This is a genomic window from Williamsia sp. (genome assembly GCF_016462415.1).
Lineage (GTDB): Bacteria > Actinomycetota > Actinomycetes > Mycobacteriales > Mycobacteriaceae > Williamsia_A.
In genome coordinates, this window is sequence record NZ_JAEMTF010000036.1 from 1 (window position 1) to 21,871 (window position 21,871).

Here is a 21,871-nt window from a genome sequence, read left to right on the forward strand (position 1 = left end):
GCGCGCCATCAGCGCGTATAGCTCAGTGGTTAGAGCTCTGGTCTTACACACCAGCTGGCGGGGGTTCGAATCCCTCTACGCGCACAGTGTTAGTGCAGGTCAGAGGCCTGCGGATCGTTCATTTGGTAAACGAGTTCGATGTCGGACCGCAGAGAGACCGCAGCACTTTGCTTCGAGTGTGTTCGATGTCTTCGACTTGGGTAGGTAGTACTGGCTCTGAGCGCGCGCATGCGTGGCTAGATCCTGTGCGTTGCGGGGAGAGTGTGGGTGTGGGTAGGTCAGCTGGTGTGCGCTTGCTGTGCCTGTGCTCTTGCTCGATGCCACTTGGTAGTAACAAGGGCATTGAGGCGTGTAAGTGAGATAGGTGCGCGGCCACCCTTGGCGCGTATGCGGTTGGCGTGGTCTGCCTGCTGTCGTGTGATCAACCGTGGTGCAGGTGCGTATCTGAGAAGTTCGTAGCGTTCTGGGCCGGTGAGGATGTCGGATAGGCGGGTTTGTGGGCGCTGTTGTGGTGCAAGCACTCTGCGCACCACAAGCGTCCAGGCGGCGTTTACGAGATCGAAGTCTGCGGCGGCGGGGTGCACACATACGAGAGCGGCATAGTCGGCTGACATCGTCGTGCCGAAAACCCATTCGTCGCGCAGCTCCGGTATCTGTTGTGTGAGTGCGGGGGTCCACTTGGTGGCGCGCTCTGGTGGGGACGCGTTTTCGGCTGCGGCCATGGCTTCGAGCTTGCTGGCGTATCGGGGTGCTCCGGTGGTGACCAGTGGGACCGAGTCGGGGGCTTCGAGGTCGTAGGTCAGCTTCGATAGCGCGAAGGGGTGACCGCTGGTGTGCACCAGAGAAAACGAGAATTGGTCGGTCATGCGGTTCGGCTTTCGTGAGTACTATTCCGTGCTTGGGCGGCGCGGAGGGTAAGGCGAATCGCGCTGAGGTTGATGGCTTGGTTCGCGGCGGCGTGCCACGCGTCGAGGATCTCTGCGAGTGTGGCGCTCACCGGGTGCACGATGAGGATCTGTCGGCACCGGTTTTTCGGTGTGGTGACTCGCGCAGTGCGGTATCCCTCTGGGGGCGTGAACCCGCTATCCCACGTTAGCGGGTGCGCGCGCTCGGCTACGGCGCTTGCTGATTCGAGAGATGCATATGTGACGTCAGAGGTGTTGGCGCGCAACGGTGCTGCGGTGCGTCCGATCTTCAGCACCGTGTAGGTGTAGCGCGGGTTCATGGTGTCCATTGTCCTCCGTGTGACGTCGTTTCACCAGCTGCGCGGGTGTGTCGTCGGCGCTGGTCTGTGGGCGCGTGCGTGCGCTTGCTGGTGTCGGTGACTGTGGTCGAGGTGGTCCTCCTCGTGCACGCGCACGCGAGGGGTGGGCGCGCGCGCAGTTGGCAAGCGCGCGCATGGATCGGGGGTTTTGGCGGTCTGACACCGGTAGATGGTGCTCTGACACCGGCATGACACCGGCATGACACCGGTAAAACTTTCGCCATTTATGCCCTTTGAGCTGGACTTATCGGGGTCTGACACCGGCTGACACCGGAAAAACGTCAAACCACCACCTACTACGTATGTGTGTGTGGTGCGTGTGTAGAGAATCAGAAAGTTACAGCCTCAATAGTGTTTTGCTGGTGTCTACTGGTGTCAGAGGTACTTGTAACCCTCTGACCTGGTAACTACGCCAGATTCCTGACACCGGTACGTGGAGTTTGTTGCTGGTGTCAGCCAGTGTCACGCTGGTGTCATTCTCAAAAACCGTGACACCAAGTGATTTTGGCTAGCTACCGAGTCGGATTCCGGAATATGCGCGCCATCGTGTGGTTCCACTGCGGCGGTCGACGCGTTTGATGGTTGGGTTGACGGCGTTGAGCGACTTACCGAAGATCGCGCCGTCTTGGGGGTGGTCGACTTCTTGGTCGGCGCACCACTGTGTGTAGGCCTGATGGAGTTCAACGGTGTTGACCTCCGCGCCCTCGGCGACGGTGCAGCAATCGTCGATGAACTCTTTGATGGGTGATCCGATGACGGCGAGCATGTTCTTGGCTGAGAGCGACGATGCGGGTTCGGTGATGGTGCCGGTAGCTGCGACGCGGTCGTATCCCTGCAGGCTCCAGGAGAGGATCTGGGGCAGTTCTTCGAGTAGTCGGTCGGTGAGTCCGATGTCCTCGTGTCCGATGAAGCTGGTGGCCATGGTGATGATGATGAATCGGCTGGCGAGCGCACCGGAGTTGTCGACGAGTTTGAGTAGCTCGTTGGCCATGATCATGAACCGTGTGGGGAAACGTCCGGTCCAGCTGGTCTTGTTTTTGCGGTCGACGGTGCGGACGTCTTCGCCTGAGATGGCTTTGAGGTTTTCGATGATGTCGATGGCGCTCGCGGATCGGCTGAGGTGGGCGTCGGCGACGATGGCGAGTTGTTTTCCGATGAGGCCTTCGAGTCCGAAGTTCATCCCGACGTGTTTCAGTGATGGCCCTGCGACGTTGGCGTTTCCGATGAGTTCGGTGAGGATGCGTCCGACGGTGCCTTTGCCGGATCGGGGTGGGCCTTGGATGAGCATCATCTTTTGGATGTCGGTGCGTCCGGAGAGGACGTAGCCGAACCATTCTTGAAGTGTTGCGATGGCTTCGGGGTCGTCGGGCCAGACGGATTCGAGGAACCGTAGCCATTCGGTGGGTGAGGTGTTGCTGGTGTCGTACTCGAAGTTCAACGAGTTGAGGTTGAAGTAGGCGGGGGTGTGTGGGTGCAGGGTGCGTGTGGGCAAGTGCAGCAATCCGCTGCGCAGTGCCAGTAGTTCTTCTGCTGGATAGCCCGCTGGTGCGCCTGTGGGCCAGCTGGGGGGTTGTACGGCGCTGTCGAGGAGGACGATGCCGCGTAGGGCGTCGATGACGTTGGTGACCTTGTTGCGGTTGGGGTTCCATGCCTTGGTGGGCTTGCCTGGTTCTTCGAGGTATCGAGCGTGTTCGAATGCGGCGTAGATGGTTTGCCGTAGCTGGTGTTCGTCGATGCCGTTCCAGTAGCCGTCTCGCCACCGGAGCCATCGGTCGTTCCAGAATCGGAGGGTGGTGTGTCCGTCGGTGGTGAAGTGCGTTGCGGTGAGGTGGCGTGCGGAGTCCATCGTTACGTGTGGTGACGGAACGATGAGTGGTGTGGTGTCTTCAGTGAATCCGGGTGGTCGTGGGATTGCGTGTTTGATGCCGTACCAAGATTCGGCTTGTGCCGCGACGTGGAACTTGTATCCCTCGGGGTCTACGTTCTGGTGTGCTCGGACGCGTCCGAGTGCCCATTCTGCGATGCCTTGGAACTCGGTTTCGGCGGCGTCTTCGTCGGCGTGGTTACCGGGCCGGCTCGTGTCTGTGCGGATGTCGACGAAGGCTTGTTGCATCGCTGTGAGTGCGTCGACTCCGGTGCAGTAATCGTGTGCGGCCAGCGCCAGAACGTTGACGGTGGCGTTGAGGGCTGCGGGGTGGAGTGCTAGTCCGACTGTGTACACCTGTGCGCGCAGGAACTCGGTTTGTCCGTTGACGACGTCGGGGTGGTTGGCCGTGGTGGTGGTGGCGCAAAACTCGTCGAGGTCGTGCATGTCTGCTGCGGAGCTGGTGATGGTGTGGCCGTTGAACGTGGTTGCGCTGTGGCGGCTCTGGCACCATTCGGCCACCTCGGGCGGCATGACTTCAATGCAGCCGGTGCGTTGCCATTGGTATCGGCGTCCGAGGTTGGCTTTGGTGTGTGGGGTGGGTGCGCTGATTGCGATGGAGTTCCCGGTGCGAATTTCTCCGGGTGAACCTTTGCCTGGTGTCGCCGTGATGCCGCCACTGGCGAAGTGATAGCCGGTGGGCTTGCGATAGACGTAGTGCCCGCGCTTGGAGTCGTTGGCACTGGTCGATTGGTAACGGCTGCAGGTGTCGAGGTACGGCCAGATGTGGGCGGGTACCGAGTCCGAATCGTCGATGTCGACGACGACGTGGTCGGGGCCGACGACGTAGCCGATTCCCATCGTTGACCATGGCACTGCGCGGTAGAGGCCTCGGCGTCTTCCGTCGGGATCGGTGGTGCCGGTTTCGCAGAACCACGCGTCGAGTGTTTCGGGGTTTGCGGATGCCTTCTCGTGCCAGTTCTTCCCTATGAGCGATCCGGGGTTTTTCTGTGCGTTCACACCGGGGCGGTTGGGTGTGGCTACCGAGGTTGTGGGTACGAGTCGAAAGCCTTCTGAGGCGAGGATGGAGGCTGTGGTGCGCATGCTCGGGTCGTCACGTAGGAGCGCCGGTGGGTAGTGCGCGGCAATCTCGCTGGGTGCAGCTACCGACGGTGTTGGTGGCGGGTTGTCGATCGGGTCCGGGACACCAAGATCGATCTCCAGTTCGGCGGGATCGAAATCGATGTCGTCCTCGGGTACCACCGGCTCGGGTGCGCTCGGGGATGAGCCGTCGCGTAGAAAGTCGAGGTTGCCTGTTCGTGGTGGCTCGGGTGTGTGGTTGGTGTCTGGCACTTGATCAATCTCCATGCGTAGGTTTGGGTTTCGTTGCCGAGATCCTCGTGACCACCTACACTGGAAGGCGGTGTTCTTGTGAGCGGGACCTCGCATTTACCGGTGAAGCGCCGTCGATCCTTGTTGGTGGGATCGGCGGCGCTTTTTCATGTCATGTGGCCTCCGGCGACGAACGGATGGCGTTTCCTCGGTCGCGGGTTTGTCGGCGGAACTGTTCCCATGCCTCTGGTGTGGCGAATTCTGCGGCTAGTCGGGCGATGAGCCCGGGTACGATGCAGCAGATTCCACGTGCGAGATCCGGGTGGTTGTAGACGTCGCGGCGCTCGGCGTCTATGCCGGTGGTGAGTGTGCGGGCCTCGCTCGCGGTGAGGGTGCGCGTCGTCAATCCAGTGGTGATCCATGCGTGGGTGGCGGCTTGGCGGGCGATAAAGTCTCCGACGCGTGGGTCGTGAGTGTCGTCGGCGATGAAGTCGCGGAGTCTGTCGAGAACTCGCTTGGGGTGCCCGACGTGGGTGCGGAGTGTGCTGATGTCGCGGTTCATGTCGCGGATGCATCGGTCTGCGATCTGTGCGGTGAGGGCTAGGTCGTCTGCCACTGAGGTCGGGCACTCGCCGGAGTGGTGCGTCGGTTCACCGTTGCTGATGATGGCTGTGTCGAAAAGCCTTTGGACCCATTGATCGAGTACGGGTTCGGTTTCCATGTGGTCGTGCTCCTAGGTGGCGTCGGACGGGGACCTCGCTTTCTTTGGATGTCATGGGTGTGCACGATGTGTGCGGTCGTGCTGGTGCTGTGCTTGGTGGTTACGTCATGCGGCGACGCTGCGAATGCTCTCGTCGCGGACCTTTGCTCCTGCTGCGATCTCGATGAGTAGCGAGCGCTCGGCGCGGGTGAATTCCGTTGTTGCGACGCGTTTTGCGAGATTGTTGACCGCTGCGAGTGCTGTTAGGCGTTTGCGGAGTTCAATCGACCGGGGCGCGTCGTATCCATAGGTTCGGCATGACCGGGCGTGGGTGCCTTGGACGCTTCGCAGCTGCGCCTCTAGATCGGTTTGTGGTCGGGGTGTTGGCATCGGGGGTTCCTTCGCGTGGAGGTTGGTTGATGGTCAGAGTACAACCGACACGTATGTGTAGCGAATTTCGAGAGACTGAAATACGTTACGTCAGAGCTAGTTTGATGATCCGCGCTCGTGTGTGGTCGTCGGTTGAGAGTGGCTATTCTGGTGGGTGGAGATGAAAATCCAATGTGTCGGACTCACATCTTCGTTTGTGGGCGGCGAGATACGTGCGTCAAACAGTCGGCGCGCGGTCTCGTCACCTACTTCGTGGTGGTGACGACGTTGCTTTCGTCGTAGGCCCGTTGTACGAAGTCTCGGACGTCACCGAGCTTGTATCGGACCACCCGACCGAGGACGAACGACGTTGGTCCCCCGCGTCGGACTTCGCGGAATTTGCGCAGGCTGGACACTGTGTAGCCGGTTAGCTGCGCGCAGACGTCTACAGACACGATGGCGCTGTCGGGTGTGGATTCGGTGATCTCGCTGGCGTCATCGATGACGGGTCCGAGGCCGATGGTTCGTAGTGGTGTTGTCATGCTTGCTGTTCCTTTGTGGTGGTGGTCTGACACCGCCGAAGTTAGGCCCGCGCCCGGTCGTTCTGCAAGTGTGAAATAAAACTCTGACCTGGAGTTATGCAACTATTTGACACCAAAAATGTTCTCCACCAGCGTATTTAGTCCTAGTTGCAAATTTAGTGACGCCGGTTTTGGGTTCGGACCGCACTAGAACCAGCGGTCCAGATATGTGATAATCAAGTAAGACAACGAATTTCGAAAGTACGATGGAGTCACGATGACAGTTCAAAACGGCGGTGAGCGACCTACGGTGAAGCGTGGCGTTCGTTCGGGTGTGGTTGATCGGTGGCACTCGCGCAAGGATCTCGACGGCGGTGAGAAGTGCTGCGGTACGACGAAGGCTCCCACGTCGCGCCACAAAAAGGGTCTGCGTTGGCAGGCACGTTTCGTCGATGCCGATGGTCGTGACGTTGGCAAGGGCTTCGAGCGGAAGCACGACGCCAAGATCTGGCTAGACGAACAGATGGCCTCTGTGACTCGGCGCGATTACGTGCACTCGGATCGGTCGTCGATGACGGTGGCAGAGATGGGCGAAAAGTGGGTGGCATCGTCGTCGTCGCTGAAGCCGTCCACTCGCGCGGGGTATCTCAATCGGTGGTCAACTCACGTAGAACCGTATTGGGGTTCGATGCGGTTGTCTGATGTCGAGCACGGGGACATCGTGACGTGGGTGAGCGGGCTAGCGAACGCTGATGGCTCACCGATGTCGGTGTCGTCGAAGCACGCGTGCTGGGGTGTATTGAACAAGGTTTTGGCAATGGCGCTGGCGGACCGTCGGTTGTCGGTAAACCCTGCGGCTGGTGTGAAGTTGCCGAAGAAGGGCTCGTCGTCGCATGACTTGACTGTGCTGGACGCTCCACAACTACTTGCGCTAGCTCGGGCTGCGACTGGTGAAAGCGAAACCGGTTCGGAGGCTGAGACCGTGATCCTGACTCTGGGGATGGTGGGTCTGCGGTTCGGCGAGATGACGGGGTTGCGGGTCGGGGACGTAGATCTCTCGCGCAAGACGATGCGGATTCAGCGCAATGTGGTCGAGGTGGGAGGCAACCTCGTAATTGGTTCGCCGAAGTCGGGTGAGGAGCGGACTGTGAGCTATCCGCCGGTGTTGGCAGACCGGCTGGTGGCGCTGTGCCGCGATCGTGGTGCTGAGGAATACGTGTTTCAGCTAGGCGGTCGTGATGCCAAGGGGCCATCGCGTCCGCTGCGGCGCACGAACTGGAATCGGCGGGTGTTTTACCCCGCTGCTATTGCTGCGGGGCATGTGGATTCTGAGGGCAAGGCGACGATTTCACCGCACGATCTTCGTCACTGCGCAGCGGCCACGATGGTGCGCGCTGGTGCGAGTGTTCATGTGGTGCAACGTCAATTAGGACACTCAAAGCCGTCGATCACGCTGGACGTGTACAGCAACCTTTTCGCGGAGGACCTAGGTGCGGCTGCGGCGAGTCTGAGCAAGGTCTACGAGGACCTCGCACGTGCAGACGATGACGACGACGGTGTCGTCGTTCAGATGGCGCGCTGAGCGCGTCGATTGGAGATGTACCTATGGGTGATCTAGCACCGGGTGATGCTGCGGCTGCACGCCGACGGCTGAAGGCGGAGCGAGACGACGGTCGGTGGATTCTGCCGGTTGGTCCCAACCTGTCCTATGCCGACGGGAGTCTGGGCGTCTTGCTGGCGAAGAAGGGCTACAGGGGCGGCTTCGTCTGGACGGCTGATCCGTTGCGGTCGGGTCGGCGGATGGTTGAGCTTCTAGACGCTGATGACGTGTCGGCGTGGACGGTCGGTGATCACGATGAGTCGTAGACGTCCGGTGACAACAATGCGCAATCTCGCGGCGGCAAAAGCGGTCGAAGCGCGGGTCGACGACGTGAATGAGACGCTCGGGCGTCTCGGGATCACTGAGGAGATCTTGGTGGTGTCGCGGCCATGCGCCGACGGCTCGGTTCGGGTGGCGATGAGTCACACCATGAGCGAGATCAGCGCTCTAGGTGTCATCGCGCGGTCACTGGTCGAGGGTCGGGCCGGTCTGTGGGATGACGACGGTGACGGTCTGACGGCGTCGGTTGGTCGTGTGGGTACTTCGACGTCGTCGTGGCGCGAACGCGCCGAGGCGCTGAGAACTCAGAGTGTGGCGCGGCGATTGGTGCGTCGTCATGAGGTGTGGCGGGAAGCATCGGAGCACTTCGGGTCACCGGGTCAGTGGCTGGAGCTGAAGCGCAGTCAGCGCGCGCGGCGTCGGTTTGAACGAGGGTACGACTAGCGGTGACCTCTGCGTCGTGGTCACGTCAGAGCTGGGGTGTCTGGTGGCTTCGCTTCGCTGACCGTGAGGCTGCGATGCATGCGCTGCGTTGGGCGCGGGATCGTGAGATGCCGACGAAGGTCTTCGACTCGCCTCGCGGTGTGGTCGTGGCTCTGACCCACCACGTGGATGACGTGCCGCAGATCGAGGCGGCGTGGGGTCGGTCGAAGCGCTATCGCAGGGTCTCTGACGTGCGATAATAGAGGTGGAGGCACTCATGACTGACGATCTCGAATTGATTCGGCGTCTCGTTGATGGCGAGTGGTCGGCGGCGGATCTCGTGGCGCATGTAGCCGAGAACCCACGTCCGAAGTTGTCACGTCCTCGGTTGCGCACCTACGAAGAGATCGAGGGCGATCCGGATCGGATGCCGCTGTCTGAGAGCGTCTCTGCGCTGTACTCGGCGCGGTACGCAGGCAAGGTGACCGACGAAGACTTCTGGACGGCCTACGGGGCTCTGTGGCCTGGTGTCGGGGCTACCTCGTAGGTGACCGGTTGTCGTCCTCTGCCAGCTTCTTACGGACGTTGGCAAGCGCAATGCCGATGGATGTATTCGGTAAGACCACTGCGAATCGATGCATCTCTTCGATGAATCGCACCAGCTCACGTTCGCCGTCGGGTGCGTCCCGTAGGCGGTCGTGCCACTTGATGTATTCGTCGAGGTTGCGCCACTGGTCGTCTTCGAGGATCGGCTCTGCCATACACCGGAGCGTAGATGTCGGCGCTCCGTCGTAGCGTCGCTTCGGGCCGGAGGGAAGCCGGTTCCTAGGGACCCCCGTCGGCGTGATGCCGGTGGGGGTCGCTCCGGCTTTACCGGCTCCGCGCTGATCAACCGATCGTGTGAAACGTTCGAACGTGGAACCGGATGCAAGACAGCGAGCAATACTTACACCATGTCCCCCGATGCGACTGAATCCACAGTAGAGACCATTCCAGCGAATCCGGCTACGGCGCTGTACAACATCCTCAGCACTATCGCGATCAGCAACCCTACGGCGTCGATAACCGATGGGTGGCAAGCTGCGCTCGGCGTGCCAGCTGAGAGCGTTGATTTCACCCGGTTGCATGCTGAGGTAGTGGGTCTTTTCTCCTCAGTTTGCACCTGCCTGCGCGTCAATTCTGAGTTATGGACCGACTACAGCGAGTATACGAATCAGTGGTATCGCGGAGTCATTTTCCCGGGCGACTGGGGTCACCCCGCTTCTGAGCTCTTTCCCAATATCGAGGTATTGAAGCAGCTTCGCGGACTTGGCAACAACTTAAAGTATGCGGGTATCGCCGGAGGACAATGGAATGCTGATGTCAAAATAAAACTCAACAAACTAATAGAAATGTGGAACGGCGTACTTGGAAAAGATTCTCTACCATCGGATGTGGCCCGGGATATTCATCGCCGTTTAGATGAACTTATATGGCTAGCAAGCCAGATTAGACACCTCGGTATCGAACCTGTCGCTATGGCAGGTAACCAATTGCTGATGGCCGGTGATCGAGCACTTGTTCGTGAAAAGCTGCCTAAGAACATCAAGAAGACAATTATCAAAGCAATGGCTGCGAGTTTGATTTTTGTTGGTGCGGTCGACGAGGGAACGGATCACGTTGCTGGCATCCTTACAAACACAAACAAGATTATCGAGCAGGTCGAGGTTTTGAAGGATGAGCAAAGGCAATTGGAGAAAGGGCCACCAAAGCAGTTGGAGTCGGGGCGAGGCGCTCAGGACTCATCGGAGGCCAATGACGAAGGGCCGACGCCACCCACCGAGTCGTCACAGTAGAGCCAGAGGCCGCCTTGCCCGGGCAGGCATCTGCAGCTATCAACGTACGGCTAGGGCAGACGTCTACTGAGGTGTACCCCGATTGACCGGGTGGTTGACGTCGAAGTCGAGTCTCATGTCGGTACTGGGGGAGATACTCGACCGCATGACATCCACTGAGAACACAATCCAGGACCCGGATCGACTCCCCGACACGGCTGAACCAAACGGCCGATGCCCTGTGTGTAGCTACCGTAGCGCTTTTAACGTTTTGGACGTCTTACCCCTAAGTCCAACCGTCAATCACGGGACTCCAAAATCGCAAGTAGCGCGCCTAGAATGCATGGGATGTGGCAACGGAATTGCGGTGTTCGAAATGTACCGCAATGATCTTTACTTGCAGAGCAAAATCCCCACTCGTTACCAAGCTGTACATTGGTGGCCGACGCCGAATACACAATTTTCATTGCCAGATGTAGTTCCAGTCGAGGTCCAGAATCCGTTTGATGAAGGATGCAGATGCGCTGCGGTTTCTGCCCCCAATGCGGCGGTCGCAATGTTTAGAAATGCGATTGCTGCAATTGTTCAAATTAAGGGTTCAGATGAAGCGAATAGTAAAAACACACTGTTTCTAACTATTCAGCAGATGGGAACCGACGGAACGCTATTTAACGACTTCACTGAATGGGCGCATCATGTGCGATTGACCGGCAATGCCGGTGCGCACCAAGAACAGTTTGAGGATGTTACTTCAGAACAAGCAAGCGACTTGCGTGAATTTACTCGCCAACTTATCGAATTTCTCTTCGTTCAACCAGCGCGCCGCAAAAACGCCATGCCAACCACGCGACGCGCGGTCGAATCTTAGGTGGCCCGAACCACGCGCATGCGATCGAATTCGATTGCTGCGAAGCGTGAGGTTTCGACCTGTCGGCGGTTGATGTCGGTCTGCACGCTGGTCACGGTCTCGATGGGTGACAAGTGCACCACGACTCCGCTGGCGCTGTTGCGGTCGGTGACTGCGACGGCGTCTGGTGGGTAGCCGCTGGCGGTGGTAAACGGCACTGCGAGGTTGTTGAGTCCGATTCCCATGACGATGGCGGCTTCGAATCCCAAGTGCAGCAACGGATCTATGTGCGGGTTGTCGGCGTAGGCGCGTTCGAGCACTTTGGCGACGGTGGCAAAGTAGGTTGCTCCACGGTCGACGGTGGGGATGCTGGGGTTGGTGAGGTAGAGGTCGTAGTCGTCGGTGACGTCGGTGCCGAACCACAACAGTTTCGACACCTGGTGTTCCACGGCGTTGCGCATGGCCGTGTCGACGATCTCGGCGAAGTCCTCGGGTGAGCATCGGGTGGGCGCTTTGGCGTAGCCGAGGATCGCGACGGGGAGGGTATCTTCACCGAACTCGACGTCGGGTCCTTCGACGAATGGCACTGGTTCGCAGATGTCGGAGAGGCCTGTTTCGAACGCGCGATCGAAATATTCGATCGGGAGTTTGGTGCCGAATGTCCACTCTCCGGAGTGTTCGATCACGGTGACGCTGTCTAGGAAGTGGGCCATGTTTGTACCTCGTTAGATGTGTTGCGCTGGTTCGGGTTTGGGGTTGCGGATCGGTCTGCGCAGGATGCGTAGCGCGGGATGAGAATCTCTATGAGGTCCGCGAACAGGGAGTGTTCGGCATCCTTAGCCGGGTTGATGAGCACCAACTCTGTCCCGTCAGTTGACGCAGATCGATCCGCAAGTCTCATGAGGCTTTGACCTCGGTGGGTGCCGGGGCTGGTCGCGCGGCTTCGGCTTGTTTCGCGGTGAGGGCGGCGGGTTCGGCTCCGGCTGTGATGGCTCCGGCGATCCACAGTGCTGCGCTCTCGGGTGTGTGCGCTGTGTATCGCGATACGGGTGCGCGTTCGATATGTCGCCATCCGTAGCAAGCTTCGGGGAAGTTCTCGTCGGCGGCGCGGGCGATGAATCCGTGGTCACGGAGTTCGTGGGCGACGAGTGCGACGTGCTCCAGCTCGGCTGTCAGCTGTTGGGCGCGCAGGATCTCGTAGTGCACGCGTACTTTCTGCGGCATCGATGCGTGGGCGCGGATGTTCTCTGTGAGGTCTTCGTCAGCGTCAAAGTTCACGCGCTGAAAGTCCTGCGCGGCGTAGATGCCTTCCCACCCGGCTTCAGAGAGGACGGTGGCGAGTGGCTTCAGCTCGCTCATGACGCGCTCCACCCACGGCTGCAGGAGTCCGGTGACGATGTCGTCTCCGAGTGTGCGGAGTCGCTGGGCGGCTTCTCGGCTGCGGAAGAATCGGATCTGGTTTTCGAGTCGGCGAAGTTCTTTGGCTTGGTTGGGGGTGTTACCGGCCAAGAGTTTCGCGGTCGCTTCGTAGCGCTGTTCGTCGGTGACTGCGGCATTGTCTTTACCTCTGGTAAGGACAGCTAGTGCCTCGGTGAGTTTGAGTCCTCCGTGGGTGCGGATGTGGTCGACGTCGGCGAGTTGGTCGGCTTCTTCTGATGCTGTGTATCCGATGTCAGCGCGTGCGCCCATCACGGACACAGAGGGGTTCACGGCGGCGGTTTCGATGAGCTTGTCCAACAGCTCTAGCGTGCGCTGTGCGGTCTCGTAGGGCACCAGCGTCGAGTGCGCGGGGTTGGTTCTGGTGGTGAACGGTTTCACTATGTGTCCTTTGTTGTGGTCCGCGCGCGCAGTGCTCGGCGGAATGCTCCAGCGCCGGTGCCGGGGCGTGGTGGTCGATCGGCGACTACCTGCATGACTTTGGCTAGTTCGCCGTCTGCGGAGCGCTGGTGGGCTGGCACGAGGCGTGTCAGCGCGACGATTGCGTCGTCACGGATGCGGTCGATGGCTTTTGGGTCGAGGGGTAGGCCTTGGGCGGATTGGTCGCGGCGGTGAATGTTGTACGCACGGCGCGCGCGAGAGATGACGTGGCCGTAGACGTGGATGGGTTTTGCTTTGAGCGCGTCCCATGTGGCGTCTGGCAGGCCTTCGGCGGTCACGGCGCGGGCGGCGAGGGCGATGAGTGGGTGGTTGGGGTCGAGGCGCTCTGAGTCGGGGATGTCTGCGAACGGTGATCGGGGTGGGCGTGCTTCCGCGAACGGGTTCCAGGCGGCGGTGATCGCCGATGCTGTCGGGTGGTTTTGCCTGGTCATGTGGCTAATCTCTACGCGCGCGTGCGTGGCTGTCAAGTTTCGACATACCAAATACGTTGGGACAGTTGATGACTAGGATTTGAGCAAATTATTAGCGCAGTTCAGAGGCGGTAGTTAGGATGGCTTTTGACTTGAGTTGGTGCAACTGTTACTGCGGGTTCCGACCGGACGCGGGCAGTCGGTTACTGATCTCGCGCAGATCTGGACGTCTGACCGGGTCATATACGAGGACGAGATCGCAGAGACCGCAATGGGACCGCAGAAGGGTCTACTTCGGGGTTCTGTGTGTGTTCGGTCGAGGTTCGTCCAAATCGAAGACTGGCGTACTATATGACCAGCTCAAAGCTGTTTCTGATTCGCTAAAAGTTGTTCGGACTCCGGTTGGAGCGGGTTGAGCTTTTCGTGGGACCGCTGGTCTTACACACCAGCGGTCGGGGGTTCAAATCCCTCTGCGCGCACCATCTGTCTCCGTCGACCGGTTGATCGTCGTCATCCACGACACCCGGGTGTGTCGCACATCGTCCGCACAGAGGGCCACCGGTGTAGCGTGAGGAACAGGTTCAACCATCTGCCGGCTATCCGGTGGAAGTCTCAACCCCGTGACGGTCGGCATCCTTCGATCGTCGCCTCTGAAAACAAGCGGCGCATGTCTTCGCGCCCTGTGAGGATCACCATGGATTACACGCAACTCTTCTCGCACACGGCAGTGGCCGAGGCGCCCGCCGAGTCCAGCGACGCGTCGGTACGCAACCCCACCTTCTCCGACGCCGAGAATGCGGACAAGCATCCGCATTCCGCCTCTGACCACTGATCACCGTGGGTGAGGTCGATCGGCGCAGCGCACAGCCGGTTCGACTTGCCCTGTCGGAAGTCGCGGGACGCGACGTCGACGGAGCGTGGTGGCCGCAGACCAATCGGGTCGCCGGCGAACTCCCGCACCTCATGCTGGCGCTCGCGTCGCGTGTCGGTGCGGTGGAGGGCATCGGCGTCAACTGGACGAACACGTCCGCCTTCCCCAACTTCAATGCCGCCGAATTCCCGGCCCATCCCGGGACCCCGGCGTCGATCGATCTCCATCTGATGGTCATCACCGGGAGTCTTCGCCGGATAACCTTGTTGCTCATACCGTTTCGGACCTCGGTGCGCCTGGCCACCCTGGTGCTGCGCGAAGCGGTGGCGCTACCGATCCCGATGGACCTCCTCGACACCCGAGCGCACATGGCCGCGCGTCGAATCGTGCAGAGCGCCCAGACGCAGGCGGCAGACGGACGCGCGAAGACCCACTGAGCACGACGGGCCGGTTCTCGTATCAGGACACCGCGGACCGGTATCGCCGGCTCATCTGCTCGTGATAGCGCGCGACCTCGACGCATTCGTCGGCGAGCTCGGGCGGATCCACCACGGTGAAGTCCGTGCCGAACGCACGCAGCCATCGGGCGATCGACGTCATCGACGTGCCGAACAGGGTTATCTCACAACTGCTCTCGTCACCGGTCTCGACCACGCCCCAGTCGCCGTCGACCATCGGTGCGACATCCTCGATCGGCGCGTGGATCCGAACCCGCGCGCTCGTCGTCCGCCAGAGGGCGCCGATACTGGCCGCGACGTGGGCCGCGGCTCCGCCCTCGGGTAGCGGCCGCGGTGTGAACCGCGGGCCGGTGGGGATCTTCGGTGTCATCCGGTCGACGCGAAACGATCGCCAGTCCTCCCGACTGATGTCCCACGCCACCAGATACCAGCGAGAACCACTGCGCACGAGTCGATATGGTTCGACCTCGCGTCGACTGGCCTGTTCGGACCGATCGAGGTAGTCGAAACGCAGCCGCTCGGTCCGATGGCAGCACGCCGCGATGTCGGAGAGGGTGCCCGCGTCGACCGATGACCTCGACGCCGGCGACGTGACGGTGTCGACCTGCAGTGAGTCGAGCCGGTGCCGCAGCCGCGACGGCATCACCTGTCGCAGCTTCTGTAGCGCCCGGATGGCCGCGTCGTCGAGACCGGTGACCGAACCCGTTGCCGCCGATTGCAATCCGAGAGCGACCGCCAACACCTCCTGGTCGTCGAGGAGCAGCGGTGGCATCTCCGCGCCCGCGCCGAGTTGGTATCCGCCGCCCACGCCCACCGTCGCGTCGACGGGATAACCGAGTTCGCGCAGCCGGTCGATGTCGCGTCGCACCGTTCGCGTCGTCACGTTCAGTCGTGCTGCGAGATCGCCGCCGGACCAGTCACGTCGCATCTGCAGCAACGACAACAGCCGCAGCAACCGCGCGGAGGTCTCCATCACCATGTCGTGCTCCGTTCGTTCGAAGGTGTCTGCGCCCCACCACGAGCATCGGTCCATTGAGGACCGTAAGCGTCCTCAATGGACTATAGCGTTCATCGCAGCAGGTCATCGAGACCTCGCCGAGGATTCGACGCCGACAACAGGAGCAGAAGATGGCAGCCATCGAGGTACGAGAGCTCACCAAGACGTTCACACAGGGCAAGCGCAGGGTCGACGCGGTCAGGGGGATCTCACTCGACGTCGCCGACGGTGAACTCGTCGCGTTGCTCGGGCCCAACGGCGCGGGCAAATCGACCACCCTGCGGATGCTCACCACGCTTCTGCGGCCGACCTCCGGATCGGCACGACTCGGCGGCCACGACGTCGCCACCGAGCCGGAACGGGTGCGGCGCAGCATCGGCTACGTCGGTCAGGGCAACGGCGCCGGTCACAACCAGCGGGTGCGCGAGGAACTGATCACCCAGGGGCGTTGCTTCGGTATCGGCAAGCGCGACAGCATCAGTCGCGCGGACGAACTCGTGGCCGCGTTGGACCTCGGTGATCTCGTGGACCGCCGGGTCGGCACCCTGTCCGGTGGACAGCGCCGCCGACTCGACATCGCGTTGGGGATCGTCCACCGTCCGTCGATCCTGTTCCTCGACGAGCCGACCACCGGTATGGATCCACAGAGTCGCGCGAACCTGTGGGAACACATCGGGACCCTGCGCCGCTCGACCGGCGCCACGATCGTGCTCACCACCCACTACCTCGACGAGGCGGACGCAATGGCCGAGCGGGTGGTGGTCGTCGATCACGGCACGGTCATCGCCGACGACTCGGCGGCGACGCTCAAGGACACCCTCGCCGGCGACCGCATCCGTCTCGGGGTGGTGACCGCGGACCTCGGCGAGATCGCCCGGATCGCGGAGGGGTTCATCGAGACACGTGGTGTCGAGGTACTCGGTGACCGGGGCGTCGTCGAGATCGTCGCCACCGGCGCGGAACATCTGCTCCCACGTCTGATCCTCGAGGCACGACGTAGCGGCGTCGAGGTCACCTCCGCGACCGTTTCCCGACCCACACTCGACGACGTCTTCCTGTCCCTGACCGGCCGAAGCCTGCGCGAACACGCAGCCGCCTGAGCAATCCATCCCCACCGCGAACCCGAGGAGCCCACCATGAGTGCATCCACCATTGCCCGCGACAGCTCGATCGTGATGATCCGAGAGCTGCGACCGACCATTCGTGACCCGTTCACGGTCATCTTCAGTCTCGTACAGCCATTGATCCTGCTCGCCCTGTTCGGCCCCCTGCTCAAATCGGTACCCGGAGCCGGATCCGGGAACGTGTGGAACTGGTTCATCCCCGGTGTCCTGGTCATGATCGCGATCTTCGGGACGTCGATGACCGGGTCGAATCTGCTGGCCGAGATGCAGCAGGGGAGCCATGAGCGGATGTTGGTGACACCGCTCGCGCGGTCATCGCTGTTGATCGGCCGCGCGGTCAAGGAGATGATCCCGCTGGCTGCGCAGGCCGTGATCATCCTGGCCATCGGTCTGCCGCTGGGGTTCGGCGTCGATGTCGGTGGAGCGGTGGTGGGGATCGCGATCCTCGGGATCTTCGGCGTGGGACTCGGTGCGTTGTCCTACAGCCTGGCTCTCGCTGTGCGCCAACAGGACTGGGTGTTCTGGACCGTACAGCAGACGCTGATGTTCCCGCTGCTCATCCTGTCCGGGACGATGCTGCCACTCGACTCGGCGCCGGGATGGATGCGTGCTCTGGTGAACGTCAACCCGCTGGCGTACGTCGTCGATGCCGAGCGCAGCCTGTTCAGCGGATCGTTCGATCTGTGCATCGTCGGTGAGGGTGTGATCGCGGCGGTCGCGGTCGCGGTCGTGGGTCTCGCGGTGGGGATCCGGGGTGTCGGGTCCGCCGGTCGGCAGTGAGGGGACACCGGGCGAACCCGAGTGGCGCGATATTTGCGAACGACGTCACTCCTGCCTGTAGACCATCTGCGTCGCGGAGGACATGATTGCGCGATGACAACAGAGCCCGCCACCGGTGGCCCCCGCGTGCACTGGGCGTGGGTGGTGGCGGCCACCAGTTTCCTGGCGATCCTGGCCGCGGCAGGGTTCCGGTCGGTGCCCGGTGTCCTGATGGACCCGCTGCACATGGAATTCGGTTGGTCGCACGCGACGATCGGCGCGGCCATGTCGGTGAACATGACGTTGTTCGGCCTCACGGCGCCGTTCTCCGCGGCGTTGATGGACCGATTCGGTATCCGACCGGTACTGGTGGGGGCGCTGGCCCTCATCGCCTCCGGTACGGCCCTGAGCGTGGTGATGACGGCGAGCTGGCAGCTGATCCTGCTGTGGGGTGTCCTGGTCGGGCTCGGCACGGGTGCCATCTCCATGGGCTTCGTGGCCACGGTCGCAACGCGGTGGTTCGTCGAGCGCAGGGGAGTGGTGACGGGGATCCTTACGGCCGCGAGCGCGACCGGTCAGCTCATCTTCCTGCCTGTCGTCGCCCGGATCAGCACGTCATCGGGGTGGCGGTGGGCCGCGGTCGTGGTGGCTCTGGCTGCTCTCGTGGTGATCGTCCCGGTCGTGGTGTTCATCCGCGATCACCCGGCCGACAGGGGTCTTCGCGCGCTCGGCGACGTCGAGTCGGCCACGCCCACGTCCGTGACCACGGTGACCGGGCCACCGCGGGGTTCGTTCGCCGTGGCGTTCGACGGTCTTCTCATCGGTGCTCGCACGCGCGCTTTCTGGTTACTCGCAGGCAGTTTCGCGATCTGCGGCGCGACCACCAACGGGCTCATCGGAACCCACTTCATCCCTGCTGCCGGCGACCACGGCATGCCCACGACGGTCGCGGCCGGACTGCTGGCGACCATCGGGATCTTCGATGTCGCGGGAACGGTGTTCTCCGGTTGGCTGACCGACCGCGTCGACCCGCGCATCCTGCTGGTCGTCTACTACCTCGGCCGTGGGGTTTCTCTGGTGGCGCTGCCCACTCTGCTGTCACCGCACGCGGAGCCCAGCACCTGGGTGTTCATCACCTTCTACGGGTTGGACTGGGTGGCGACGGTTCCGCCGACGATCGCGTTCTGCCGCTTGTACTTTGCCGAGCGCACCCCGATCGTCTTCGGCTGGGTCTTCGCCGCGCATCAACTCGGTGCGGCCGTTGCCGCGTTCGGCGCCGGTTATGTCCGCGACGCCGACGGCCGCTACGACCTGGCGTTCTATGTCGCGGCCGGGCTGTGCGTCGTTGCGGCCGGGCTGTGCGCCGCGCTGCGCAAACCCGAACGCTCACTGGGTGAATCGGCACCCGGCAAACCGGTGGTCGACATGTCGGCGTGATGCACATTTGTTACGCATATGAAACTACTCTGAGCTCTTCGGCCCCACCGGCACCAGTAGTCTCGTGGACGTCTCCGGGTCGCTGACCCGGTACCGCGCGCAACGACGCCCGCGTCAACCGTCGGCCGTCACGGTCGTGGCCGTCCGCCACCTCGGAGGAGCATCGTCATGCAGTTGTGGTCCCGCGTCCGCCGACTCGGCCTGGTGATCGGCGCCCTGGCGGTCATCACCACCGGTGTCGGCGCAACCCAGGTTCTCGTGGCGCCCGCGCCCGCGTCGGCGAAGCCGGCCCCCTCGGTGACCCTCTACAACTCCGCGCAGAGCAAGTTCTCCAACGGGAACGTCGCCGGTGGACTCGGTGACCTGGCGGCTCTGGTGCGCATCGCTCCCAACGACAGCCAAGCGCTTGCGCTGCAGGCCATCTGGGCCGACTATGCCTACGACTTCCCGACCAAGGCCGCTGCGCTGGCACGTCTCAACACGGTCTCGCCCGCCACGGCGCGCGGTGTCGGCGGGGTGTTCGGCGCGATCGGAGCCGGAATCGCGACGGTTCCCAACCCCTTGCCAGGGATCATCGGTCCGCGGACGGCCATCGTGGCGCTGGGGTACGGGTTGCTGCCGAACGGCACGATGCGACCCGAACTCGTCGAGCGGTTGACCAAGACGTGGGTGCAGGCCCTGATCGCACCGTCCTCCCCGGTCATCGTGACCGGTGGCGCACCGCAGAACGGTGTCACCGAGGCGGCCGCGATGAAGAGGTGGCTGGTCGGACGCGGCATCCCCGCCTCCCGGATCGTCGCCGAGACCCGCGCCGGGTCCACCGTGGCGAACGCCCTGAACAGTGCCGCGATCATGAAGTCGCGCGGCTGGGGGAACGCCATCATCGTGAGCAGCGCCAACCACCTCCGTCGTGCGGTCGCCGACTTCATCGTGGCCGGCGTGCCGGTGGTGGGCACCACCACCCAGTTCAACGGATGGACGTCGGAGATCCTGCCACCCACGCGTGACGCGCAGCGCGGCATCTATCTCGACGTGACACGAACGTTCCGCCTGCCCGCAGGGCGCTGATCGGACTTCGCTCGCGGCGGTCAGGCCGTCGCGAGGTCGGGCAGGGCGATGTCGGGCAGATGGATCCAGCCCTCGCGAACCGCCACCGCGCGCTGTGGACCGGTCGGCAGGTGGGTCCGCCCGATCGCCGCGGCGCGAGCCAGGAACGCGGCCAACACCGCGTCGAACGCGTCGTCGCTGCGCATGCACAGATCGTCGTACGGCCCCAGATCGAACCATGGTGCGGCGTCGGTGAACTGGCCGACGAGGGTGCGTCGTACGGCGTCGTTGGCGCGGCCCTTGTAACCCCGTGACGTGAACCCCCAGGTGGACAGAGCCGCCGCCGGATAGGCCTCCACCGCGCGGCCGTCGACCCGGTCGGTGACGCCGAGCGCGTGCAGGACGCCGACGCATCGCAACGCGACATGGGCGATGAGGTCGGCGGAGACGCTCAGCGGGATGAGGCCGGTGCGTTCGCGGACGACGTCGTCGGTCGTCCGGCGGACCAGGGGCCCACGCGCGGCGCGGGTGTTCAGCGGCCCGTGGGTGGGGGCGTCGTGCCGGTGATGGGCGGAGATGAAGGTGACGAAGTCATCCGGCCACCCGAACGGCGAGTCGATGCCCACCCGCGCCGCGCCCTCGCAGGCGGCGACCAGGTCGTCGTCGGTCGCGCCGAGTCGGACGTCGGCGAGCGTCGCGCGTCCGCGCTGCCAGTCGATGGTGGCGACGGCGGTCTTCGCCGGTTCCGCGGCGAGGTCGACACCCACAGTTCGCATGGCCACACGCTAGCGGGATCGCAGTACAGGGTTCTCTGAATACAGATTCTGCTGTACATTCCTCGGTCATGAACGTCGCGACGAACGTGTCCGTGCTGGCGAGGTTCGGCCATGCGTTGTCCGACGAGACGCGCACCCGGATCCTGCTCGCGCTGGCCGACCACGCGCGGTATCCCGCCGATCTCGCCGACGACCTCGGGGTCAGCCGACAGAAGCTGTCGAATCACCTGGCGTGCCTTCGTGGTTGTGGTCTCGTCGTCGCGGTCCCCGAGGGACGACGTACGCGATACGAGGTCGCCGACCCGGCCATCGGACGGGCGATGGCGGATCTGTTGACCGTCGTGCTCGCCGTGGACCCGGCCTGCTGCGCCGACTCCGCCGGCGGGTGCTGCTGATGTCGCAGGACGCCGCGATGTCGCCTGCGCCCGCGTCGCCGACGGACACGCGACGGGGCCTGCTGTCCCGGCGTATCCGGATCCTGGTCGCGGTGACCATCGCCTACAACGTGATCGAGGCGGCGGTGGCCCTGACCGAGGGCGCGCGGGTGTCGTCGACGGCGCTCGTCGGTTTCGGGCTCGACTCGGTGATCGAGGTGTCCTCGGCTGCGGCGGTCGCCTGGCAGTTCTCCACGTCCGACCCGCAGCGGCGCGAGCGCACCGCGCTGACGATCATCGCGGTCTCGTTCTTCGCGCTGGCGGTCTACGTCGCGGTCGACGCGGTCGCCTCCCTGCTCGGCACGTCGAACGCGGAGCACTCGCGGATCGGGATCGGGCTGGCCGCGGTGAGCCTGGTCGTGATGCCGGGCCTGTCCTGGTTGCAACGCCGGGCCGGTCGCGAGATCGGATCACGCTCTGCGGTGGCCGATTCGAAGCAGACCCTGCTCTGCACCTATCTGTCCGGGGTCCTGCTGGTCGGTCTGGTGCTCAACAGTGCGCTCGGGTGGTCGTGGGCCGATCCGATCGCCGCCCTGGTGATCGCGGCGGTCGCGGTGCGTGAGGGTCGGGCGGCGTGGAAGGGCGACGCGTGCTGTGCGCTGCCGACCCCGCGACCGACCACGACAACGACGGGGTGCGACTGCTGCGATTGACCCGTGCCGTCGAC

24 protein-coding genes and 1 tRNA gene are annotated in these 21,871 nt (G+C 62.8%); 14 read left to right on the top strand and 11 right to left on the bottom strand.

The annotated features are described in order from the left end of the window. Positions 1 to 11: 11 nt before the first annotated feature. Positions 12 to 84, top strand: a tRNA-Val gene (locus tag JHC79_RS10870). A gap of 194 nt (positions 85 to 278) precedes the next feature. Here JHC79_RS10870 and JHC79_RS10875 read toward each other — a convergent pair. The 5 genes from JHC79_RS10875 to JHC79_RS10895 all read right to left on the bottom strand — a co-directional run bounded on the left by JHC79_RS10875 (position 279) and on the right by JHC79_RS10895 (position 6,071). Continuing rightward, entirely contained in the window at positions 279 to 866 is a 588-nt protein-coding gene (locus JHC79_RS10875) for a hypothetical protein (protein WP_296390540.1), read from the bottom strand. Further along, positions 863 to 1,234 carry a hypothetical protein gene (locus tag JHC79_RS10880; protein ID WP_296390542.1) on the bottom strand — a complete coding sequence of 124 codons (372 nt, stop codon included), beginning with the start codon at positions 1,232 to 1,234 and terminating at the stop codon, positions 863 to 865. Before JHC79_RS10880 ends, JHC79_RS10875 begins: the two co-directional genes overlap by 4 nt. 538 nt (positions 1,235 to 1,772) lie before the next feature. After that, a complete protein-coding gene (locus JHC79_RS10885; RefSeq protein ID WP_296390544.1) occupies positions 1,773 to 4,577 on the bottom strand; it encodes a phage/plasmid primase, P4 family in 2,805 nt (934 codons plus the stop codon). Positions 4,578 to 4,632: 55 nt separating this feature from the next. Beyond that, on the bottom strand, positions 4,633 to 5,022 hold the full coding sequence (locus tag JHC79_RS10890; RefSeq protein WP_296390546.1) for a hypothetical protein: 390 nt from the start codon (positions 5,020 to 5,022) through the stop codon (positions 4,633 to 4,635). A gap of 773 nt (positions 5,023 to 5,795) precedes the next feature. Beyond that, positions 5,796 to 6,071 (bottom strand): hypothetical protein, encoded by a 276-nt coding sequence (locus tag JHC79_RS10895; RefSeq protein WP_296390548.1) that lies wholly within the window; start codon positions 6,069 to 6,071, stop codon positions 5,796 to 5,798. 256 nt (positions 6,072 to 6,327) lie between these two features. Here JHC79_RS10895 and JHC79_RS10900 point away from each other — a divergent pair, with 256 nt between their 5' ends. The 3 genes from JHC79_RS10900 (at position 6,328) to JHC79_RS10910 (ending at position 8,899) form a co-directional block, all read left to right on the top strand. Then, a complete protein-coding gene (locus JHC79_RS10900) occupies positions 6,328 to 7,632 on the top strand; it encodes a site-specific integrase (protein WP_296390550.1) in 1,305 nt (434 codons plus the stop codon). 300 nt (positions 7,633 to 7,932) lie between these two features. After that, positions 7,933 to 8,373, top strand: coding sequence for a hypothetical protein (locus JHC79_RS10905; protein ID WP_296390552.1), 441 nt, complete (start codon positions 7,933 to 7,935; stop codon positions 8,371 to 8,373). A 256-nt stretch (positions 8,374 to 8,629) separates the two neighbouring features. Further along, a complete protein-coding gene (locus JHC79_RS10910) occupies positions 8,630 to 8,899 on the top strand; it encodes a hypothetical protein (protein WP_296390554.1) in 270 nt (89 codons plus the stop codon). Here the strand turns inward: JHC79_RS10910 and JHC79_RS10915 are convergent. Further along, the gene (locus JHC79_RS10915) at positions 8,889 to 9,113 is read right to left on the bottom strand and encodes a hypothetical protein (protein ID WP_296390556.1); all 225 of its coding nucleotides are present in this window, start codon (positions 9,111 to 9,113) and stop codon (positions 8,889 to 8,891) included. The genes JHC79_RS10910 and JHC79_RS10915 overlap by 11 nt on opposite strands. Before the next feature lie 192 nt (positions 9,114 to 9,305). Between JHC79_RS10915 and JHC79_RS10920 the strand changes: the two genes are divergently transcribed. Beyond that, positions 9,306 to 10,187: a hypothetical protein gene (locus tag JHC79_RS10920; protein WP_296390558.1), complete on the top strand. Its 882-nt coding sequence runs from the start codon at positions 9,306 to 9,308 to the stop codon at positions 10,185 to 10,187. 355 nt (positions 10,188 to 10,542) lie between these two features. Then, positions 10,543 to 11,034 carry a DUF4145 domain-containing protein gene (locus tag JHC79_RS10925; RefSeq protein WP_296390614.1) on the top strand — a complete coding sequence of 164 codons (492 nt, stop codon included), beginning with the start codon at positions 10,543 to 10,545 and terminating at the stop codon, positions 11,032 to 11,034. Here the strand turns inward: JHC79_RS10925 and JHC79_RS10930 are convergent. The 3 genes from JHC79_RS10930 to JHC79_RS10940 form a co-directional block, all read right to left on the bottom strand. Next, a complete protein-coding gene (locus JHC79_RS10930; protein ID WP_296390561.1) occupies positions 11,031 to 11,699 on the bottom strand; it encodes a hypothetical protein in 669 nt (222 codons plus the stop codon). The genes JHC79_RS10925 and JHC79_RS10930 overlap by 4 nt on opposite strands. A gap of 211 nt (positions 11,700 to 11,910) precedes the next feature. Then, positions 11,911 to 12,831 (bottom strand): hypothetical protein, encoded by a 921-nt coding sequence (locus JHC79_RS10935; protein ID WP_296390563.1) that lies wholly within the window; start codon positions 12,829 to 12,831, stop codon positions 11,911 to 11,913. After that, on the bottom strand, positions 12,831 to 13,322 hold the full coding sequence (locus JHC79_RS10940; protein WP_296390565.1) for a hypothetical protein: 492 nt from the start codon (positions 13,320 to 13,322) through the stop codon (positions 12,831 to 12,833). The genes JHC79_RS10935 and JHC79_RS10940 overlap by 1 nt, the downstream gene beginning before the upstream one ends. A 673-nt stretch (positions 13,323 to 13,995) precedes the next feature. Here JHC79_RS10940 and JHC79_RS10945 point away from each other — a divergent pair. Next, entirely contained in the window at positions 13,996 to 14,133 is a 138-nt protein-coding gene (locus JHC79_RS10945; protein WP_188490059.1) for a hypothetical protein, read from the top strand. A 5-nt stretch (positions 14,134 to 14,138) separates the two neighbouring features. Next, on the top strand, positions 14,139 to 14,609 hold the full coding sequence (locus JHC79_RS10950) for a DUF5994 family protein (protein WP_296390568.1): 471 nt from the start codon (positions 14,139 to 14,141) through the stop codon (positions 14,607 to 14,609). 22 nt (positions 14,610 to 14,631) lie between these two features. Here JHC79_RS10950 and JHC79_RS10955 read toward each other — a convergent pair whose 3' ends face one another. Beyond that, positions 14,632 to 15,606 (bottom strand): YafY family protein, encoded by a 975-nt coding sequence (locus JHC79_RS10955; RefSeq protein ID WP_296390615.1) that lies wholly within the window; start codon positions 15,604 to 15,606, stop codon positions 14,632 to 14,634. Positions 15,607 to 15,758: 152 nt separating this feature from the next. Between JHC79_RS10955 and JHC79_RS10960 the strand changes: the two genes are divergently transcribed. The 4 genes from JHC79_RS10960 to JHC79_RS10975 all read left to right on the top strand — a co-directional run bounded on the left by JHC79_RS10960 (position 15,759) and on the right by JHC79_RS10975 (position 20,015). Beyond that, on the top strand, positions 15,759 to 16,727 hold the full coding sequence (locus JHC79_RS10960; protein WP_296390569.1) for an ATP-binding cassette domain-containing protein: 969 nt from the start codon (positions 15,759 to 15,761) through the stop codon (positions 16,725 to 16,727). A 36-nt stretch (positions 16,728 to 16,763) separates the two neighbouring features. Further along, entirely contained in the window at positions 16,764 to 17,531 is a 768-nt protein-coding gene (locus JHC79_RS10965) for an ABC transporter permease (RefSeq protein ID WP_296390572.1), read from the top strand. Between the two features lie 93 nt (positions 17,532 to 17,624). Continuing rightward, a complete protein-coding gene (locus tag JHC79_RS10970; RefSeq protein ID WP_296390574.1) occupies positions 17,625 to 18,947 on the top strand; it encodes an MFS transporter in 1,323 nt (440 codons plus the stop codon). A 168-nt stretch (positions 18,948 to 19,115) separates the two neighbouring features. Continuing rightward, on the top strand, positions 19,116 to 20,015 hold the full coding sequence (locus tag JHC79_RS10975) for a YdcF family protein (RefSeq protein ID WP_296390576.1): 900 nt from the start codon (positions 19,116 to 19,118) through the stop codon (positions 20,013 to 20,015). A gap of 20 nt (positions 20,016 to 20,035) precedes the next feature. Here the strand turns inward: JHC79_RS10975 and JHC79_RS10980 are convergent, their stop codons facing one another. Beyond that, the gene (locus JHC79_RS10980; protein ID WP_296390578.1) at positions 20,036 to 20,770 is read right to left on the bottom strand and encodes a DUF429 domain-containing protein; all 735 of its coding nucleotides are present in this window, start codon (positions 20,768 to 20,770) and stop codon (positions 20,036 to 20,038) included. Positions 20,771 to 20,838: 68 nt separating this feature from the next. On the opposite strand from JHC79_RS10980, the gene JHC79_RS10985 reads away from it, so the two are divergent. Together JHC79_RS10985 and JHC79_RS10990 are read left to right on the top strand one after the other, a co-directional pair. Continuing rightward, on the top strand, positions 20,839 to 21,165 hold the full coding sequence (locus JHC79_RS10985; protein WP_296390580.1) for a metalloregulator ArsR/SmtB family transcription factor: 327 nt from the start codon (positions 20,839 to 20,841) through the stop codon (positions 21,163 to 21,165). Continuing rightward, positions 21,165 to 21,857, top strand: coding sequence for a cation transporter (locus tag JHC79_RS10990; protein ID WP_296390582.1), 693 nt, complete (start codon positions 21,165 to 21,167; stop codon positions 21,855 to 21,857). Before JHC79_RS10985 ends, JHC79_RS10990 begins: the two co-directional genes overlap by 1 nt. Positions 21,858 to 21,871: the final 14 nt, after the last annotated feature.

Excerpts from the sequence above, each read along its gene's own strand:
- JHC79_RS10875 (WP_296390540.1), bottom strand. The coding sequence starts at position 866 with ATGACCGACCAATTCTCGTTTTCTCTGGTGCACACCAGCGGTCACCCC.
- JHC79_RS10880 (WP_296390542.1), bottom strand. The coding sequence starts at position 1,234 with ATGGACACCATGAACCCGCGCTACACCTACACGGTGCTGAAGATCGGA.
- JHC79_RS10885 (WP_296390544.1), bottom strand. The coding sequence starts at position 4,577 with ATGCGAGGTCCCGCTCACAAGAACACCGCCTTCCAGTGTAGGTGGTCA.
- JHC79_RS10890 (WP_296390546.1), bottom strand. The coding sequence starts at position 5,022 with ATGAACCGCGACATCAGCACACTCCGCACCCACGTCGGGCACCCCAAG.
- JHC79_RS10895 (WP_296390548.1), bottom strand. The coding sequence starts at position 6,071 with ATGACAACACCACTACGAACCATCGGCCTCGGACCCGTCATCGATGAC.
- JHC79_RS10900 (WP_296390550.1), top strand. The coding sequence starts at position 6,328 with ATGACAGTTCAAAACGGCGGTGAGCGACCTACGGTGAAGCGTGGCGTT.
- JHC79_RS10905 (WP_296390552.1), top strand. The coding sequence starts at position 7,933 with ATGCGCAATCTCGCGGCGGCAAAAGCGGTCGAAGCGCGGGTCGACGAC.
- JHC79_RS10910 (WP_296390554.1), top strand. The coding sequence starts at position 8,630 with ATGACTGACGATCTCGAATTGATTCGGCGTCTCGTTGATGGCGAGTGG.
- JHC79_RS10915 (WP_296390556.1), bottom strand. The coding sequence starts at position 9,113 with ATGGCAGAGCCGATCCTCGAAGACGACCAGTGGCGCAACCTCGACGAA.
- JHC79_RS10920 (WP_296390558.1), top strand. The coding sequence starts at position 9,306 with ATGTCCCCCGATGCGACTGAATCCACAGTAGAGACCATTCCAGCGAAT.
- JHC79_RS10925 (WP_296390614.1), top strand. The coding sequence starts at position 10,543 with ATGTACCGCAATGATCTTTACTTGCAGAGCAAAATCCCCACTCGTTAC.
- JHC79_RS10940 (WP_296390565.1), bottom strand. The coding sequence starts at position 13,322 with ATGACCAGGCAAAACCACCCGACAGCATCGGCGATCACCGCCGCCTGG.
- JHC79_RS10945 (WP_188490059.1), top strand. The coding sequence starts at position 13,996 with ATGGATTACACGCAACTCTTCTCGCACACGGCAGTGGCCGAGGCGCCC.
- JHC79_RS10960 (WP_296390569.1), top strand. The coding sequence starts at position 15,759 with ATGGCAGCCATCGAGGTACGAGAGCTCACCAAGACGTTCACACAGGGC.
- JHC79_RS10965 (WP_296390572.1), top strand. The coding sequence starts at position 16,764 with ATGAGTGCATCCACCATTGCCCGCGACAGCTCGATCGTGATGATCCGA.
- JHC79_RS10970 (WP_296390574.1), top strand. The coding sequence starts at position 17,625 with ATGACAACAGAGCCCGCCACCGGTGGCCCCCGCGTGCACTGGGCGTGG.
- JHC79_RS10975 (WP_296390576.1), top strand. The coding sequence starts at position 19,116 with ATGCAGTTGTGGTCCCGCGTCCGCCGACTCGGCCTGGTGATCGGCGCC.
- JHC79_RS10980 (WP_296390578.1), bottom strand. The coding sequence starts at position 20,770 with ATGCGAACTGTGGGTGTCGACCTCGCCGCGGAACCGGCGAAGACCGCC.
- JHC79_RS10985 (WP_296390580.1), top strand. The coding sequence starts at position 20,839 with ATGAACGTCGCGACGAACGTGTCCGTGCTGGCGAGGTTCGGCCATGCG.
- JHC79_RS10990 (WP_296390582.1), top strand. The coding sequence starts at position 21,165 with ATGTCGCAGGACGCCGCGATGTCGCCTGCGCCCGCGTCGCCGACGGAC.